General features: G+C 30.9%; 16 protein-coding genes and 3 pseudogenes. 3 read left to right on the plus strand and 16 right to left on the minus strand.

The genetic code is table 11. From position 1 onward, the window contains the following. Positions 1-30: 30 nt before the first annotated feature. The 5 genes from IGK21_RS13215 to IGK21_RS13235 form a co-directional block, all read right to left on the minus strand. Complete coding sequence (locus tag IGK21_RS13215) at positions 31-1443, minus strand: amino acid permease (RefSeq protein WP_081115485.1); 1413 nt, start codon at positions 1441-1443, stop codon at positions 31-33. Between the two features lie 989 nt (positions 1444-2432). Beyond that, positions 2433-2681: a hypothetical protein gene (locus IGK21_RS13220; RefSeq protein ID WP_081115484.1), complete on the minus strand. Its 249-nt coding sequence runs from the start codon at positions 2679-2681 to the stop codon at positions 2433-2435. Positions 2682-2759: 78 nt separating this feature from the next. After that, positions 2760-2981, minus strand: a complete 222-nt coding sequence (locus IGK21_RS13225; protein WP_081115483.1) for a 50S ribosomal protein L22 — start codon at positions 2979-2981, stop codon at positions 2760-2762. A gap of 145 nt (positions 2982-3126) precedes the next feature. Continuing rightward, positions 3127-3687: a recombinase family protein gene (locus IGK21_RS13230; RefSeq protein WP_081115482.1), complete on the minus strand. Its 561-nt coding sequence runs from the start codon at positions 3685-3687 to the stop codon at positions 3127-3129. Positions 3688-4579: 892 nt separating this feature from the next. After that, entirely contained in the window at positions 4580-5218 is a 639-nt protein-coding gene (locus IGK21_RS13235; RefSeq protein WP_081115481.1) for an immunoglobulin-like domain-containing protein, read from the minus strand. Positions 5219-5627: 409 nt separating this feature from the next. Between IGK21_RS13235 and IGK21_RS13240 the strand changes: the two are divergent. Next, positions 5628-6156, plus strand: a pseudogene (locus tag IGK21_RS13240) (transposase); the annotation flags it as partial. A gap of 42 nt (positions 6157-6198) precedes the next feature. Here IGK21_RS13240 and IGK21_RS13245 read toward each other — a convergent pair. The 3 genes from IGK21_RS13245 to IGK21_RS13255 form a co-directional block, all read right to left on the minus strand. Then, positions 6199-6387, minus strand: coding sequence for a hypothetical protein (locus IGK21_RS13245; protein ID WP_081115480.1), 189 nt, complete (start codon positions 6385-6387; stop codon positions 6199-6201). A gap of 551 nt (positions 6388-6938) precedes the next feature. Beyond that, the gene (gene pnuC, locus IGK21_RS13250) at positions 6939-7640 is read right to left on the minus strand and encodes a nicotinamide riboside transporter PnuC (protein WP_081115479.1); all 702 of its coding nucleotides are present in this window, start codon (positions 7638-7640) and stop codon (positions 6939-6941) included. A gap of 12 nt (positions 7641-7652) precedes the next feature. Then, a complete protein-coding gene (locus tag IGK21_RS13255; RefSeq protein WP_081115478.1) occupies positions 7653-8375 on the minus strand; it encodes a nucleoside phosphorylase in 723 nt (240 codons plus the stop codon). Between the two features lie 164 nt (positions 8376-8539). Between IGK21_RS13255 and IGK21_RS13260 the strand changes: the two genes are divergently transcribed. After that, positions 8540-8755, plus strand: coding sequence for an ATP-binding protein (locus tag IGK21_RS13260; protein WP_374220237.1), 216 nt, complete (start codon positions 8540-8542; stop codon positions 8753-8755). 1675 nt (positions 8756-10430) lie between these two features. Continuing rightward, positions 10431-10942, plus strand: a pseudogene (locus tag IGK21_RS13265) (ISL3 family transposase); the annotation flags it as partial. On the opposite strand, the pseudogene IGK21_RS13270 reads toward IGK21_RS13265, so the two are convergent. From IGK21_RS13270 to mobL, 8 genes and pseudogenes are all read right to left on the minus strand, one after another. Next, positions 10943-11336, minus strand: a pseudogene (locus tag IGK21_RS13270) (ParB N-terminal domain-containing protein); the annotation flags it as partial. Next, a complete protein-coding gene (locus IGK21_RS13275; RefSeq protein ID WP_229065704.1) occupies positions 11327-11452 on the minus strand; it encodes a hypothetical protein in 126 nt (41 codons plus the stop codon). The gene IGK21_RS13275 and the pseudogene IGK21_RS13270, both read right to left, overlap by 10 nt. Before the next feature lie 230 nt (positions 11453-11682). Next, on the minus strand, positions 11683-12021 hold the full coding sequence (locus tag IGK21_RS13280; protein WP_081115477.1) for a type II toxin-antitoxin system PemK/MazF family toxin: 339 nt from the start codon (positions 12019-12021) through the stop codon (positions 11683-11685). Then, positions 12014-12241: a type II toxin-antitoxin system PemI/MazE family antitoxin gene (mazE, locus tag IGK21_RS13285; protein ID WP_081115476.1), complete on the minus strand. Its 228-nt coding sequence runs from the start codon at positions 12239-12241 to the stop codon at positions 12014-12016. The genes IGK21_RS13280 and mazE overlap by 8 nt, the downstream gene beginning before the upstream one ends. Positions 12242-12585: 344 nt before the next feature. Further along, positions 12586-13053: an EF0163 family protein gene (locus IGK21_RS13290; RefSeq protein ID WP_309578076.1), complete on the minus strand. Its 468-nt coding sequence runs from the start codon at positions 13051-13053 to the stop codon at positions 12586-12588. Between the two features lie 18 nt (positions 13054-13071). Next, a complete protein-coding gene (locus IGK21_RS13295; RefSeq protein ID WP_438719527.1) occupies positions 13072-14235 on the minus strand; it encodes a glucosaminidase domain-containing protein in 1164 nt (387 codons plus the stop codon). A gap of 10 nt (positions 14236-14245) precedes the next feature. Beyond that, complete coding sequence (locus IGK21_RS13300) at positions 14246-15454, minus strand: DUF3991 domain-containing protein (protein ID WP_181918648.1); 1209 nt, start codon at positions 15452-15454, stop codon at positions 14246-14248. A gap of 57 nt (positions 15455-15511) precedes the next feature. After that, on the minus strand, positions 15512-17094 hold a 1583-nt coding region (gene mobL / locus IGK21_RS13305; protein WP_438719529.1), incomplete at its 5' end, for a relaxase MobL.

The following is a 17094-nucleotide window of genomic DNA, read 5'->3' on the forward strand; positions in this document are numbered from 1 at the left end:
TTTTCTCTCCTCCTAAAAAGCACTGATTTCTTAGATTTTTCTGTTATTTCCTTTTTCATCAAATGTTTTATAAATCCCAAAAGGGATAACTAAAATAATTAACCAGCTAATAATTAAGATGGCTAAATACGTTCCTCCTTTACCATAACCGATATCGTTAGGTGGAAAAAACGATATAAAGAATGCAAAAACTGAAACAAGTAACCCTATAATTGCCACACCAATTTTTACTTTCTTTCCACCAGGAATTTGGTATGATCTTGCTAAATCTTTCTTTTCTTTCACTAATTTGATGTAAGAAATAAATAAAAGAACATAAGCTACAAGATAAATACATACTGTCAAAGCCATTGCAACAAAGAACGAAAGATTAGCTCCCCCTCCTCCTAGTGTTAGTACAACTGCCCAGATAGAAACGATTATTCCTTGAATTAATACGATATTGGTCGGTACATTATATTTATTAACTTTTGCCATTTGTTTTGGTAGCAGTCCATTTTTAGCTGCTTCAAGCATAGCAGTCGATGGGCCAACCACCCATGTGGCAATTTCAGCAACAACACCTAAACAAATAATGACTGCAATGATACGAATAAGAGTTTCTCCTCCACCAAAATGATGAATTAAATAAGAATAAGCTTGAATTACTCCTGTATCTAGTGATAACTGATCTTGTGGGATTGTTGCAGCAACTGTAGCACCACCCAATGTATCTAAAATAATTGTCAAAATTACTAATATCAAAATAGCCTTAGGATAATTTTTTCCAGGATTATCCATATCTTTCACATGACTGGCAGACGATTCAACCCCTGCATATGCTAAAATAAATGAAACAAAGACCACTAATGTATTTATTTTAGTAAAATCTGGAATCCAAGCATCCGCACTAAAAGAGACTTTTACTGGATTTCCTTGCGCAATATAGAGAATACTTAAAGTGAAAAGAAGGACTCCAGTCGCTAATATTCCGACAAAAAATCCTATTTTTGCAATTTTAGCGGTATTTTTTGTCCCAGTAAATTGTGATATTGTGATCAACCAAAAAATTATTAATGTACCGATTAATTTCAACCAAACATTTGTATTTAAAGCAGGCCAATTAAGTGCGTAAGATAGTGCCCCTATAATAAAGTAAATCATTGTAATGAAACCTACTGTAATTTGAAACCATTGAAAGAAAATAGCAGCAAATCCCCATTTTCTACCTAAAGTTTTTGATACCCACGTATAAAGACCTCCTTTTTCCCATCCTTCTACAGTAGCCATTTCCGCAGAACAAAGCGCCACAGGAATAAACCAAAGAAAGCCACCAACTAGTAAATAAAAAACTAGATTCATCTTTGATGTTGCAAATGTCGGATACTCATAAACTGTCATGACCATTGAGGCAGTTATAGCAAAAAAGCTCATCAAAGATAGTTTTTTTGTACTTCTATCCATTGTTTTTCCTCCTTATTATTTATTTAATAAACTCATAAATGCGAAATTCTAATTTTTTTCGTCATTATGAAGTCTTCAAACAATGTTGCAATTACTCGCATTCTGTATTTCCCTTTCTTAGATATTATTGTGTTTGCTAAAAAAGAAAGCGGTATCATTATTATCGGAAATAAATAACTAATTTTAGATATCATTAAGTTATCTTACTTAACGAGTAAATAATTATTTTAGAAAAAACAATTTATATATCAAATACGAAAAAAAGTAGTAAAAAATTTTTTTTACTTAGCAAAAAAGTAATACTTGATTTTTAATATGTAGATAAAAATAATACATGTTATATTTTTACGATTTAAGAATACTCCGATAAATAAAGATAGTCAAATAAAAAATATATTACCTAATTTGTTTTTTATTGTTAATTGTATAACTTGAACTAATTTTTAAAATGAGAAAATCCAATAGATTTATTACAAAAGAAATTTTTATATACATTATCTAAAGTTAGTTAGATATTAACCATGAAAAGACTATATACTTCTTTTCTTTCAAAAATGGAAAATTATTTTATGTAAGTGTTGGCAGTATCGTTTTTAAAATAATCCTTTTTTATTTCTTCGTAATCTCTTATTCTATTATCGATCTCAAATTGTAGTCCTTACGAAAACAACCAAAATACTAAAAAAAATCGTCTTTTTTTCATTAGTAAAAATCAGAATTTTTATACTTTTAATTGTTTCGTAAGGACAATTTATTTTCTTAATTTTTGAATATATTTATTAATGATATCAAATTAGTACGCCACTCATTGATAATAGATCAATCATTTATTTCCCAAAAAATGGTTTTACATAATTAATTAGATGATATTGGTAGAAAGTCAAAAACAAAAAGTATTTAACTTAATTTCTTCACTTTATAATTTAAATTCATTGAACAATGTTTAAACAAAATAAAAGTTATTCAATGTTTCAAGAAAACATAAAATTTTATCTTTGTAAAATCTTTCTTATAATGCGGATAACTAAAGAAATAGTTGGAATAATCATCAAGTCCATTACTATATACCAAAAGTCCATTACTGCATTTTCCCACGTAATCGGAACAAATACACCTACTAATAAAATCATAGCAAGAATAAACAAATTAAAGATGAATGCAGACAAAAACTCCTTCATACTAACATTTGCAGTATAATTAAAACTTCTTTTCCAATAATCCATATATGCTTGAATCATTATTTTATCCCCTTTTAAATTATTAAAATTAAAAATATTTAAATATTAACATATAAAAAATGTCTAAAAACAATCAAATTACAAACTAGTATAATTATTTAAGTCTTTTTTGGGATCACATAGCGGAAACGTATATCCCTCTATTTTGAATTTTCTTTTTGAAATTAAATATCGCTCAATTCCATATTCCGTTTTATTTTCAATAATAAAAGTATTTTTTCGAAAACGAACTACTTTTCCTGTGCAATATTTTTTATTCACATCAATTGTTGAAAGTTCCATGCCTTCTTGAATCAACATATATTTCTCACCTGATTTTTATTTATTAAAATTGTTATTTCTATAGATATTCATAATTTGCAGATTTGAAAATAACTGGATATATCTTTGTTGTTTTTCATAATAAGAAATAATTTGTTCGAGATAATGTCTTTGTACTTATTTTTTATTCCTTCATTTTATTTAAGTAACGATAAATTGTTGTACGAGAAACATTCCAACGTTCTGCAATCGTCTTAATAGGCGTACCACTATCCACTAAAGTCTTCAGTAATTCCAAATCCTGAGAGGTCAATTTTTCAGGACGTCCACCAAACCTTCCTCTTGCGCGTGCGGCAGCACGTCCAGCTGCTGATCGTTCCAAGATCAAATTACGTTCAAATTCTGCAAATGCCGCGAATAAGTGAAACATAAGTTGACCAGTCGAACTGGATTTATCCATCGTGATATTTTCTTGAAGACTATGAAAACTTACACCACGTTCATTCAAGCGATTCACAATCAAAATCAAATCTTCCATATTCCTTCCTAATCGATCTAAACGCCAAACGACAAGTGTATCTCCAGAACGAACAAAATCGATGGCCATTTCCAATCCTGGTCGATTACTTTTTGCCCCACTCATATGATCGGTAAAAATTTTCTCACAACCAAATTTATTTAAACTATCTTCTTGTAAATCTAAATTTTGTAATCCAGTAGATACTCGCGCATATCCTATTTTCAAAAAAATCACCCCTAACTAAAATCTATTGTAACATAACTTTATTTATACGGTTTAAATGAACATAGATTTTGTTATGGGTTTATGAACATAAAATGAATTCATTTTTTGAAAAATAAAGGTAAAAAATAAAGTGTTCAGAAATGGGTCATTTTATGGACACTTAACATCTACAAATAATATTTTGTAAAACTTCGCGCTACCAAGTGTTGTGTAGTAATGTAAACGATAAATAAGTGTTCATATTATATACAAAATTTAAACTACAAGGGAGTCTTTAGTAATCAAATTGCCGTATGATAACAGTGAAAAGTCTTCAGATAATAAAAAATACATTGTTGTATATTCAAAAGATAGAGTAATTATGTTAGTTCCTAGTATCAAAGATCCACTCAGTGAGTGAGAAGAGGCGTAATATCGTAAAAAAATGAAGGAAAAGATTTAAGGGCAGAAATTTTATAGTGTTAGAAGAAAAAACTATATTCCTAAAAAAGATAGAGATTTTCTTTTACAAGATATGGCCAACCTTGAAAAATTATCCATATATTTTGAACATCTTAGTTTACAATGCTTTAGACACATGCGAAAATAAGTTACCTAGAAACGTCAACACAACAAAAAGTCTTTTTCAAATATGAACAGGAGATTCACCTATCCTTATCGAAAAAATATGCTAACACAAAATTAGAAACTCTTCACACATACATATGAAAAAATTGAAATGAATTACTTATAGATTGAGCAGTTTCTCAAATATGAGCTTGCCAATTTTTCTGATTAATGGGTCAATCAGCTATGCATAAAAAATATCCAAGCTAGTGACCCTTACTAGCTTAGATATTCATATATGATATTATCAGCCAGATACAATAAAGATACTCTTTAATCAGAAGGATTAATTAACTTTAACATTAATTACGGTTCTAGTGTTACCGTTACTGTCATATCCGACAACTTCCACTTTGTCTTTATTTTTTGTTATTTTATCTTTTGCGAATAATGAAAAACCTTCTTGTCCATCACTATTCAAAGTTGTTTCTTTTTTTCTAACGACTTTGTTATTAACTCTTAAGGCTACTGTATCAATTCCCCCTTGATTAGTACCAGAAATATATGAATCTCCCAAATGATAATTCTGTGAAGTATTCATTTCATAAGCGTCATGCAATTTAGGGAGAACCTCACATTTTTTTTTTGTAACAATTTGACCTGTATTCGAAATTCCTTCTACTTCAAATACTTTTGTTTTAGAATCTAAACCTAGGAAAGATGTACGTACTTTAAACTTACCATTGGATACATTGACTGAGACTTTCTCTACCCCATTAACAATAAATTTTACTTGAGAAATACCTGTTCCAACACCTTCAACATAAGGATCGGTCCAAAACATTTTTTTAACATTTAACTGATAAGCCTGTACCTCTGACACATTAGCCGTATCTGCAATACTGTCTCCATGTACAATAACCTCTGAGGAACATCCTATACTGAATAATATACTTGAACTGACTAAAATATTTCTTAACTTCATTTTATAATAAATCCTTTCAACATTATATAATTGACATATGGTATTTTGTTGCAATAGAACAATTATTTTTTATGATAGTCATCCCTGAACCATCATTATGTTATCCTTCCCCTTCCTTTAATAATGTTATATATTAAAAGAATATTCTTTCAAATTGTATCAATACTATTTTAATATATATATATTAATTATGTAATTTTATTTTTACAAATAATCATAAAAAAATAAATATAAACAATTCAATACTATATATATCTGTTTTAAAAATAATATTTCTTTGTTTTTCTTTAAATGAGGAGTGATTTCTTCTGGAATTAACTAAAATTTTTTATCTGTCATTTTATGGACACTTATTTTGAGATAAAAAGATACTCCGAATATGATTCTAGTTTTGAATAGTAACAAAATTATAGGAAGAACTTTTTTAAACCACCGAGTGAAGGAAACCAAGTCACGACTTAAAAGTGCTTCTCAATACCAATATGGACTTGGTAAAAAAATGAAACGTTATTGGAAACTCCTACAAAAAGAAGAGGCAAAGTTGAACGATGAAAAACAGGTTTGGCGTGCCAGTTTTAAAGATTATTTAACTGAAAGAGAGATTGTCGATCGACTGATAGCTACTTGTCCCAACCTGCGACAAAGCTATCAGTTATACCAAGATTTTCTTTATGCAGTAAAGAAAAGAGAGCATTCACTATTTGAGGACTGTTTATCCAGAGTAGTCAGCCAGCTACCTGAAACTTATGCGACAACTTTGCGAACATTTAAAAAGTTTCTGCCATAGATTCAAAATGCTCTCCGCTACAGTTATTCAAACGGACCACTCGAATGTTTAAACAACCATATTAAAACGCAATGCTTATTGGGTTCGAAATTTTTATAATTTCAAACGACGGATCATGATTCGACACGGTAAAACTATTTTAACCAAATAAAAAGAACAGAAAGAAGTTTTTCTTCTTTCTGCCCAAATTATTCTAAGATTTCTCTTTACCAACATCATTTGACAAAGAGCCTGTATTATAAGAATGTATTAAATAAGGGTGTTCTAAAAGTCTGGAAATTTTTTGCACTTCAGCAACGATTTCCGGATGCGTTAACCATTCTGGATCATTTGTTAATTGACAAATTTTCTTGCGCAAAATGATTTTTGAATTTTGTTCCATAAGATCACTTCTTGAAATAAAAATTGTGAACTACTCGCCACTTAGCTAAACCTGATTGTTCTTAATGCTTGAAGTGGGAAGTTCTTGGGAAAAGAGCATACTTGCTAGCTTATCTTTTCACTTGCAGAGTTTTCTCTTATTGACCAAGCTAATTCTCGTAGTTCCTACGCTTCTCTCGGTCAAAATGCAAACTACAACATAATGCTATGACAGACTTAGTTCTGTTCTCACTCTAATCACAATCATTGTTACACCTGCATCATCATGAATGACTTCACATTTTACTTGTGGTGCTAGTTCAATATCTTTCAATCGGACGTTTTCAGACTGAAATTACACAATTGAGCTTAGAATCAAAAAAATTATATCATTTACTTTTTCGATTTCCGATTTACTAACACCGAACAATATTCATCCCTACTTATAAGGGATGAATGCCTAAATATGTTAAAATAGTCGGAGAAAATTCATTTATTTGGAAAATAAAGATATATTTTGATTTTATAGAGAGTTTTAGTACATTGACAAGTAATTTTATTCTTTTTTAACATTTACTTTCGACTGTTTTCTGCCCATACTTTTGTAGCATAAATAGAATTAAATAATAATGCTGCTTGTAAAGCCACTTGAGATAAATTAGCACCCAAAGTACCTATAGCTGTATCTCCATTTAAAATTTGTATAGTTAAAACACTCCAATAAATAAGATTGGCCAAGTTTACTATAATCCATAGAGACCAATTCTCTCTATATTTAAGTATATAAAGAATTTGCGCAATAAAGCTCAATACAAAATTTATTGAATCAAAATAAGGTAATTGACCATTTACTTGACTTAAAATAAACCATCCCATTAACCAAGCAATAAATGCACCAAAGAATATTAATTGGCGCATTTTATTTGAAAATTGATGAACTGATTCATCATTTCCCCACATAAACCAACCAATTGGTTGAGAAATAACATAAATAATATCCATTGAAAAAGAACCATATGCATGGCTAATCCATGCTATGTAAGTCATTGCAATGCATTGAATTGTACCAAAAATAAATGCTACTCTTCTTCCTTTCATTCCATATACTAAGGACATGATCCCAGTTACACCAGATAACATTCCAACCAAACTATCAGGAGCAATTGCATAAACTAATAATTGAAGAGTAATCAGTCCTAAACAATAAATGACTTCAAATTTTTTCCAATCCAAAAATAATTGATTATATAACCACGAATGAGAATTATTCTGCATTACTTTTCACCTCTAAATAAATGAATCACTCAAAATGTCTAAAGCTAATTTTATAGCTTCTTTCTCACCTTTTATCATTTGTCTATCCTGGTCTACAAAGTTATTAACTCCCTCTCTAAGATCATTTTTGTAAGGAACAACATTCGTTAATATCGACAAGGTTTCGATATTTCTTTGACGACCAACTATAAATAAAATTCCTGATTCCATGTCAGCGGCGATAATCCCTTTAGAAGTCCAAAAATCTTCACATTGTTCATTATCATCCATATAAAAACCGTCGTGAGATCTTACAATTCCATAATTTGCATTAGGTTTATATTTATATGCAGAAGCAAGCAAATTAAATGATGGGACTGCAGGATAAATACTTGGAATATATTTCTTTGATAGTCCATCATCCCTTACAACTCCCTCAGCAATAATTATACTTCCTAGATCAATATTAGGTTGCATAGCTCCTGCAGAACCTACTCTAATAATTTTTTTAATGCCAATATTATTTAACTCTTCAATTGCGATAGCAGTAGAAGGAGCTCCGATCCCTGTGGAAAGAACTAGTATTTTTTTATTTTGGTAAATTCCTATAGATGATTTATACTCTCGATTGTAAGTTAAAAATTGGAAATTACTCATCATAGTTAATATTAAATCAACTCTAGCAGGATCTCCTACAATAATGGCACTATCAACATCTATATCAGAATTTAGACGAATATGGGGTTGAACATTCATAAACTAATCCTCCTAAAACAAAAAAAGAAAACGTTTTAGTTATTTTTACTATAATCGTTTTCGTTTGTCAATAATATTTTTATTACCAAAATTCATTTTATCTACTTGTTTAAGATATAGTATGAAGGAATTGGATGATATTCGTATAAAGAAAGTAAGACGTTTTGATCAGATTTTTTACAACGAATATTCCTTTGTTTCCATGGGCTGAAATCTTTCAAGATAAAAACTTAGCAAATGCACTCATCGATCAATTAGTGTACCACGCTAAGATTACTAAAATTAATGGAAAGTCTTATCAGATTAAAGATTATAAAGAAAAAAATTGTCGTATAGGTAACCTTGTTATTTGTGGGCTAAAAACCTACATTTTTGAATGACCATTAACTTTTCATTCATGATTGGTAAATAAGAGACACCATTGCTAGTGAAAAAATAAGCTATCAAGTATGCTGTTTTCCCAAAAATATCTCATTTCAAGTTTTAAAAACCGATAAGTTTAGCTAAGTAGTGAGTAGGTCACTTTCTAGAGTGATTCTAAAGAAATACACTAGACAAATAATAATTTACGGAAGTATTTATTATGGCATTGACAAAGCATGAAAAAAATGACCTAAAGTTGAAGAAATAGTTAAAACATCTAGAATGTCTACAGATGAGTCGCAGATTTTACTAGAAAAACAAAAGAAAGATTGAACAGCAAAAGATCGAAAAACAATAAAAACAGATCCTGATATTAAAAGTCTAATAGAAATATTTAGTAATTTTGATGGAACAAAGGAATATGAAACAGTTTACCAAATGGCAAAATTTTATTTAAAAAATAATTATGATGAACATGTACAACAAATTATTACAAATATTCAAGATGCTAAATTTATCAATTAACTCGTAAAAATAGAAAAGGGGAATAAGAGATTAATCCCTTATTCTCCTTCTTACAGAGTTTAAAAATTTGAGATATTGGAAGAGATAGGAATTGTCAATTATAAATAAAATTCATATATAAGTTTTGGGAAATGGTCAATAAGTATATAGAATTATTTATAATGACAATTATACTTTATGAAAAAAAGACTTTAAATTTCAGCCTTATAAGCTATTGGTTTGAATAATTATCTAAATCTTTTTTTCAATTTAATTTTAGAATTATTCTGATTAAATGCACTTTCTTTTTTTCTTATTATTGTTTATTTTTTAAACTATCATAACTGTTATTCAATAAATAATCCCGATTTCCTAATCAATAGTATAAAAAAAATCATAAATTATATATGTTTACTAAAAATAAAAAAATATGTAATGATTTTTTTATTTATAATAGAATCAAGTTAGGTGATTAAAGATAGAGAGAGATTTTTAAATAAATTGTTATTGTCTCCTTGAATATTTTTGATTTACATTGTTTGCTGATTCTATTACCTAACTTAAACACCCACCATCATAGTTACCTCTTAGTTTAAAATATCTATACTAAGAGGTGCTATGAGTTTATAGTGGAAAGAATAATTGAATGAACTATGAAGTTTATTCTTTTTCTAAAGTTATCAGGAATAATTATAGAAACTTCTCTAATATATGCTTCTGAAAATTTATATTTTCTAAGTTGTATTGTATTATTCTAATATTAACATCGTAGTAAGTATTGTTATCAATAATTTTCCTACATATTTGAATCTATTAAATAAAAAAGATTAAGATAATAATTTTAAAACTTATAAAAAATGCGAATTTTAGATAAATAAGTCCCCCTATTTATTTATAATTCCTCCTGAGAAAAATTCAGGAGGCTTTTTCTATGTTTTTAATAAGATTAACATAAATATGTATATTAAAATACTTGCCTACCTATATATTTTGAATGATAAGTATTTATAGAAAATACTTGTAAAATCAATTACTCAATCGGTAGAAACAATTTCTACAGAAAAATAATAAACTATTTAAATATATCCATTTAAATAGTTTCTATACTTTTGGATGTAAAAATATAGAAAAGATACTCTGAAATCCTTTACAATTAATTTGGCGAACCAATTCATAAAAGGATTCAAGATATCTTATACTCAGCTTATCAATGATAACCTAAATATTATAGACTTAAATATCTATTTCGAGGAAAATTGTTTAACCAAAAAAAAATATAATGGGCAAATTTGTTTGATTTACAAAGATACTCTCTAATACACGCCAGAAGAATGTCCGCATTGTCTTTGTGTCGTCCCCTCTAAGATCATTCATTGGGGGACGGCAACCATCCTGTTGTTACTTAATGAATTCTTTGAGTATCGGGCCTATATGGGAGTTAAAGAAACAACGATTCAAATGAAAGTCCTGCCAGATTGCCTTCGTAGAGATATCTCTGTCGCTAAGAAACACTGTTTATTAGTCAAAAAGTTCGTTGATCTATCGTTACTCACTTAAATGAGATGATAAAGGAAATCACTAGTTAGAAAAATATTTCCATTTCTTCGGTTTATCGTGTCATGAAGAGATTCTACCGCCCATCGAACCCTTTCAACCAGACTTTGCCTAATGTCTTATGCTTTGATGAATTTAAATCGGTTATCACTTAATCCTGACTCTACTAGCATCTGCACAATTTCAATGGAATATTTACCTCTAGCACTATTGTATCGAATGGTACTGATAATTCTTTCAGTTATTAGTTTATCAATGATAACTACAGATAAATGATTCTCTTCTCTTTTCGCAATTTCAGGAGATTTTTTTCATTACTAAATAACCATTATAACCATCTACAATCTCATAATAATCTTTTTCTTTCACATAATAACAAACAAACGGCATTGTATATCCATCTACTAAAATAGATTGTTCTAATAATTTTAACTCCTTAGGCGCTACTTTATTTGGATTATAATCATTAATTCGAATTTTACTAATTGGAATTCTATAAACCTTATAAACAGGGTTTAAAAATCTTTCATCTATTTCCATAGAACCATTGTCTCTCTTTTTTTGTAATTCATCTCTAGTTTGAGAAAAACCCATATAGCAACAAAAGTATCATTTTTTAAGATAGTAATACACATTCTTTTATAAGATAGAACCAATCGAAAGTGTTTAATTGATACATCATCTGGACAATCATAAAATTAAATTTTATGATTGTCTGTTTTTTGAAGAATGAAATTTTTTCAAGTAAATATTTCTAGTTTCCTTTGGCAATATATGCTGTCCAAATATCTTCAATCTTCCAATCCTATAATGGATAAAAATTAAAAATATTATGATACACTCTAAAAATATATTGTATCGAGCCAAATTCAGTTTTTATCAATCATCAAAAATCAATTTCTAGTGAATAATCTAAGATTTGTTTCACTAATAAAAAGTCTTCTCCTCTTAATCGATCGATAAACTCTTTACTCACAATTCGATCAGTATCGAAACTATGAATTTGTGTCGCATTCACTCTTCCATGTATTTTATATCCATGCAATGGAATATAACCAGAAAAATCATTTCCGCCTGAAGTAATTGGACACACAATAATATAATTTGTTTTTCGATTATACGCATTGGAAGAAACAACCAGTGCTGGGTGTTTCCCTCTCATCTCTCTCCCAAAAGAAGGCGTAAAATTCAACCATATGAGATCACCTTGTTGCGGTTCATACATCCTTTTCTATCTCCTCCTGAGCTAAAAATTGCCATTCCTCATCTTCAGCCTTTTGAAAAGCTTCATCTGACAAAAATGGATTTTTTATTTTTGGCGTAAAAATCAATCCACCATTTTTTGATTTATAGGTGACATACTCTGTTCCTGCTTCAACTTTATATTGTTTTGGAATTGAAATAGAGATTGAATTGCCAACTTTTCTGGCTGTTACATTAATCATTTTACATTCCCCCTCTTCACAACGAATCTTACCATGTAAAACATAATTTAACAACGTATATATTCTTAAAATGATTGGAATTATCTTCTAAAAAATATACCAATTGGTTGATCAATTCGTTGTAAAGATTCCAGTATATCTTGGTATTTTAACTTTTCTATCCTTGTTTGATCCCATAAACATAAATGACTATCCAGCCTTGATAAAACAATTTGTGCTTCTGTTACTTTCCCATCAGCTAAAAGTTCATTTTTTACGTAGTTTAAGTATCGGTGTAAAAAATCTTGTAGTAGCTCATTTTTTTCATAATATTTTTTTCATTTCTGTTCCCTCTTTTTTAGTATTCAATGTACATGAAGTTGTTCATAGCGAAAATTATCAATTTTATATTGGCCATCTTCTTCAACCAGTTGAACAACAAATAGGACTTCGTTTTTTACACCACGACTATCTTCTTCACCCAATAATGCATATTGCTTTTCATTATCGGTATCTTGAAACACTTTGACAATTTTTCCTACACTACGAAATTTAGCATCTAAATCCACATTAATGCCATTTTCTTCTTGACATTTTTCTGTCATATATTCTTTTACGGATTGATTCCGCTCTTTTAATGAATTGAAATTTAAAAATTTATTGCCAAATGCTACTAACATCGGACGTGGATTTTCGGGCTCTTTACTTGCTTCAGTCGTTTTATCTTCCAAAACCATCGTTGACTGACTGGTAGTTGTTTCTTCTACTGTCTTTTCTTCTTTTTTATGACAGCCCGAAAGAAAAAGAACCGCTAGTAAACTGAGTAATATCACTTTTTTCAATCTTCTCTCCTACTTTCCACTTTGTTGTAAATAAGGTAATGGATCTAACCAAACACCGTCATTTTTAAATGCTGAAGCTTGGGCGGCATACCAATCGCTCTTAGTAAATCCTAAGTGTAAATGTGCCGTATCTCTTATTCCTATTACTTGTCCTGCTTTGACTTTATCTCCCACTTTAACACGTGCATTTGAAGGAGAAGAACCAAATTCCTGATACACCATACTTAAATCACCATCCTTTATAACAATGACACATGAACCCAATGCTGCAATACTTGGATTACCAGCAAATACGACAGTTCCTGCATGAACCGCATGTATCTCATTTCCAGGGTGATCAACCGATCCAAAATCTAAGCCATTATGGAAACCATTCACGCGAAATTCTCCTCCAGGATTTTTTCCAAAAAGTTGTCCTCCCAAAAATGAACTTCGATCTAAACTTGATCCAGGAAACGGATTGTACCATCCACCACCTAAACTACCAGTACTTCCGCCACTAGAAGTTGAACCAATACTTCCCCATTTTTTGATCGCAAATTCATCGTATTCAGTTAGATTATAGGATTTAATAATTCCCATAGCTCCTTGATAATAGACGCTTCCTTCGGTAATTCCTGCTGCTGCATACCCACCTCTACCTAGAATTAAAAGGCATTGTCCAGGATCTTTATTTCCCACACACGCATTGAAGTTGGATTGAGTAGCCACCATGTAACCATAATATGCATAACATGCTTTTGCATCAGGAAATTTCATGTAATTTCCTCCCTCACTTCCTCCGACACCTCTTGCACTCCCTTTAGGGTAAGGACAACCTGAATACCAGGTTATCCCAAAATAATTATGATCATTTTTTCCAGAATACGATTGTCCATAAGCACTTTCCCATCCTAATTGCGAAAGAATGACTGAAGGTAATAATTTGTATTTTACTGCCGCTCCTACCGCATATCTCGCGTGTTCATCTGTAATGGGGCCTCTTCCTTTAATTTCCTCAAAAATAGGTAAATCTTCCGTATACTCTCCGGTAAACATTCCTTCTGAGCAAGAACTTACTTCTTCTGTTGCCCCTACTGAACCAATCATTTGTATCATCATATTTAGCATAATAAAAAAAGGTAAAAGCAATAGAAGAAGACCTGAACCAAACACCATTAATTTCCATTTCATTCAGATACCTCTACGCTTGTTCCATCACATTATCTTCTTTGACTATCATGGACTGTTCTACTACGTTATCTTTTTCAGTTACTATGGAGCGTTCCACCACGTTGTCTTCTTTAGCCGATATAGATCGTTCCATCAAGTTGTCTTCTTGAACCATCATGGATCGATCGATAGTTTTCAAATGATTGGTTTCTTTTAATAAATCATTGTAGTCAAAGGATTCAGACTTCCCCAATTGTGATACCGGCAATTCTTGACGAACATTATAGTTGATAATTGTTTCTGAATATCCCTTTTGTGCCAAATACTTCTTAAAACGATCGACAAAGTCTCGTCCTGCTTCATCATTATTCACACACAATGAAATACGTGGGACGATCGTTTTCTTCCCTTCTGCCATCTTCCGATTGGATTCTAATACTTTTCTAAAATAGGATTCTACAACTTGATGCTTCAAACCTGACATGGCACAAAAATCAGTATTTATTAATACTTTTTTCGCACCAAAATATCTTTCTTTATATAAAGAAAGATAACTCATCACTTCAATCGGTGCTTCAAATACTTTTAATTCTCCAGTAGGAATTTTCGAGTTTAAACTAGCAAAAAACATCGCATCTTTTTGATTCCCTGGGTGTTGGAAAAGAAAATAAGGACGATCCTTGATCAACCGTTTTTCTTCTGGTAAATAACGTGTTCCTCTTAATTCCACGCCCACCACTGTAGGATTCATGATTTGGGTTCGATCAAAAAATTTGAAAATAATATTTTGATAGCGATCTTCACCAATTAGATTGGCTTGATTAAATAAGGTCACAATCGTTGGGTCGATTTCTCGTTCTTTGGTCAAATAAGAAAACACTTCTGAAAAATTGGACTGTTCTTTAATGTCTCGTTGATAGTTTAACGGTTCATTCTCCTTCACTTGATAATCAGCTTCAGACAACACCTTGACTTCACTGCCTAAAATATCGCCAATGGCTTCTTCAAAAGAAAAATCATAAAGTTTCATCGCTAATATGATACAGTTATTGACCGCAGGTTGATCGATCTCTTTATTGAAAAACATCACTTTTCGACGACTATCATATACCCAACTAGAATGTTCTGTATGACGATAATAGTTGCCTTGGCGTTGGAAAGTTTCTCCTTTTGAGATCATATATTCCAAAATATCTGAATTACGTGCTTCCTTTATTTGATTTGGTGAATAGTAACTCATCTAACATCCTCCTTTAGTAATAAAAAAAGAACAACTTCAATAAAAGTTGTTCACTCGTCAAACGGATAGATCTAAAATGTTTCGTTCATAAAAGCGTTCATTTCGCCATTGTTCTGTATTCTCTCGCAATACACGTTGAAGTTGATACACTTGTTTTCGTTTGGCTACTTCTTTCTGCCATTGCTTTTGTAACATGGCACGTTCTTTTTTGGATAATGGAAAACGCCGTTTCTTCGTCCATTTCGCTTGTTTTTCAGATGATTCTTTTGTTCGTTGATACATGGAACGCACCTCTTCAGCCTGACCTTGGAATAAATGGTCATAAGAATCTTCTGTTGGTATGGATTGTTCCAATGATTGAAAATAACGGTGCCATTCTTCCGCTGTTGGTGGTTCATTTTCTTTATGTTGGAAAGGATTGTTTTCAATTTTCTCCACTGATTCTTTCAAACTTTTTACAAATTCCTTTTGGTATTCTGATACTTTAGAACTTTTTGGTAAACACTGATCGATAAAGTATTCGGTTTGTTCATCAAATACTTTTTCTGGAATCCGTTCTTGTATGGAATTTGAAAGAAGCATTTTTTTCAACTTAGGGGGGAAATTGCTTTCTTCCACTTCTTGAATGGTCATTCTTTGGGTATTACTTGTGCGAAGTTTCCATTCCTTTTTTAATTCTCGTTTGTATTGTTCACGTTCATCGGGTTCTTCCTCGATTACATTCATTTTTTCTTCTTCCGTACGAATATAAGCCAACAAACTTTCCAAAACTGGAGGCTCGTTGGCTCGGTGTCGTGCAGGATTATTTACAATTCGTTCAAGTGCAAGTTGAAAAGCTTCAGTCGTTTTTGTCTGATTCTCTTCTGTGATTTTGTCACGATCAATTGACTGATCTTCCATCATCATCTCTCCTAATGAACCGCTGACTTGTCTTTTTTTAGGAACGAGATCCATCGCTTGGATTTCTTTTAAAATATGGTTTCCTAGACGTGTGTATAAGGTATGCAATTTATTTTCAGAACTATTCCGACCTTCTCCAAATGCAGACTCTTCTTCTGACTGAATATATGCTTGTCGATCCATCATTTCTTGATACAACTCAGGAAAATTTTGGTCGATAAAAGACTGGATCACTTTGTCTAATTCTTTTTTAAATCCATATTTTTCTGCGTAACCATATTTCTGGTAACCTTTTTGTTCGGGCAATTTTTCAGCCACACGTTGTAAATCCATAACCATATGGTTCAATTGTTCTTGTCCTTGTTCGGAACGTATTCCCTCAATCATTACTTTACGCAACACATCAATTTTCGCACGTTCTTTTTGTAAACCTAACAATTGATTGGCAAAAACTGATTTCATTTTACGCATGATCTTACGCGAACGATATCCTTTGACCTCAGTAACCAACTCACCTGTTTCTGGATCGACAAACCTTTTCTTCTCTCGAGTCGGATAAGGTTCGACAGTCGCTACATGGACATGAATATTATCTGTATTGTAATGGATAGAAGCTGTCCACACAGCGGAATCTGTCATTCCTTCTTCTGATAACATCGTAGCCATCGCTAATCGAATGGCTTCATGAATTTTTTCTTCTTTTAATTGATTCGTTCGTTCATCTAAGTAGCCATGTTGAA

Origin of the sequence: Enterococcus sp. DIV1421a, assembly GCF_051711025.1 — a bacterium.
Lineage (GTDB): Bacteria > Bacillota > Bacilli > Lactobacillales > Enterococcaceae > Enterococcus_B > Enterococcus_B hirae.

Coding starts and splice junctions, on each gene's coding strand:
- IGK21_RS13215 (WP_081115485.1), bottom strand. CDS start 1,443: ATGGATAGAAGTACAAAAAAACTATCTTTGATGAGCTTTTTTGCTATA.
- IGK21_RS13220 (WP_081115484.1), bottom strand. CDS start 2,681: ATGATTCAAGCATATATGGATTATTGGAAAAGAAGTTTTAATTATACT.
- IGK21_RS13225 (WP_081115483.1), bottom strand. CDS start 2,981: ATGTTGATTCAAGAAGGCATGGAACTTTCAACAATTGATGTGAATAAA.
- IGK21_RS13235 (WP_081115481.1), bottom strand. CDS start 5,218: ATGAAGTTAAGAAATATTTTAGTCAGTTCAAGTATATTATTCAGTATA.
- IGK21_RS13245 (WP_081115480.1), bottom strand. CDS start 6,387: ATGGAACAAAATTCAAAAATCATTTTGCGCAAGAAAATTTGTCAATTA.
- pnuC (WP_081115479.1), bottom strand. CDS start 7,640: ATGCAGAATAATTCTCATTCGTGGTTATATAATCAATTATTTTTGGAT.
- IGK21_RS13255 (WP_081115478.1), bottom strand. CDS start 8,375: ATGAATGTTCAACCCCATATTCGTCTAAATTCTGATATAGATGTTGAT.
- IGK21_RS13280 (WP_081115477.1), bottom strand. CDS start 12,021: ATGTATGAACCGCAACAAGGTGATCTCATATGGTTGAATTTTACGCCT.
- mazE (WP_081115476.1), bottom strand. CDS start 12,241: ATGATTAATGTAACAGCCAGAAAAGTTGGCAATTCAATCTCTATTTCA.
- IGK21_RS13295 (WP_438719527.1), bottom strand. CDS start 14,235: ATGAAATGGAAATTAATGGTGTTTGGTTCAGGTCTTCTTCTATTGCTT.
- IGK21_RS13300 (WP_181918648.1), bottom strand. CDS start 15,454: ATGAGTTACTATTCACCAAATCAAATAAAGGAAGCACGTAATTCAGAT.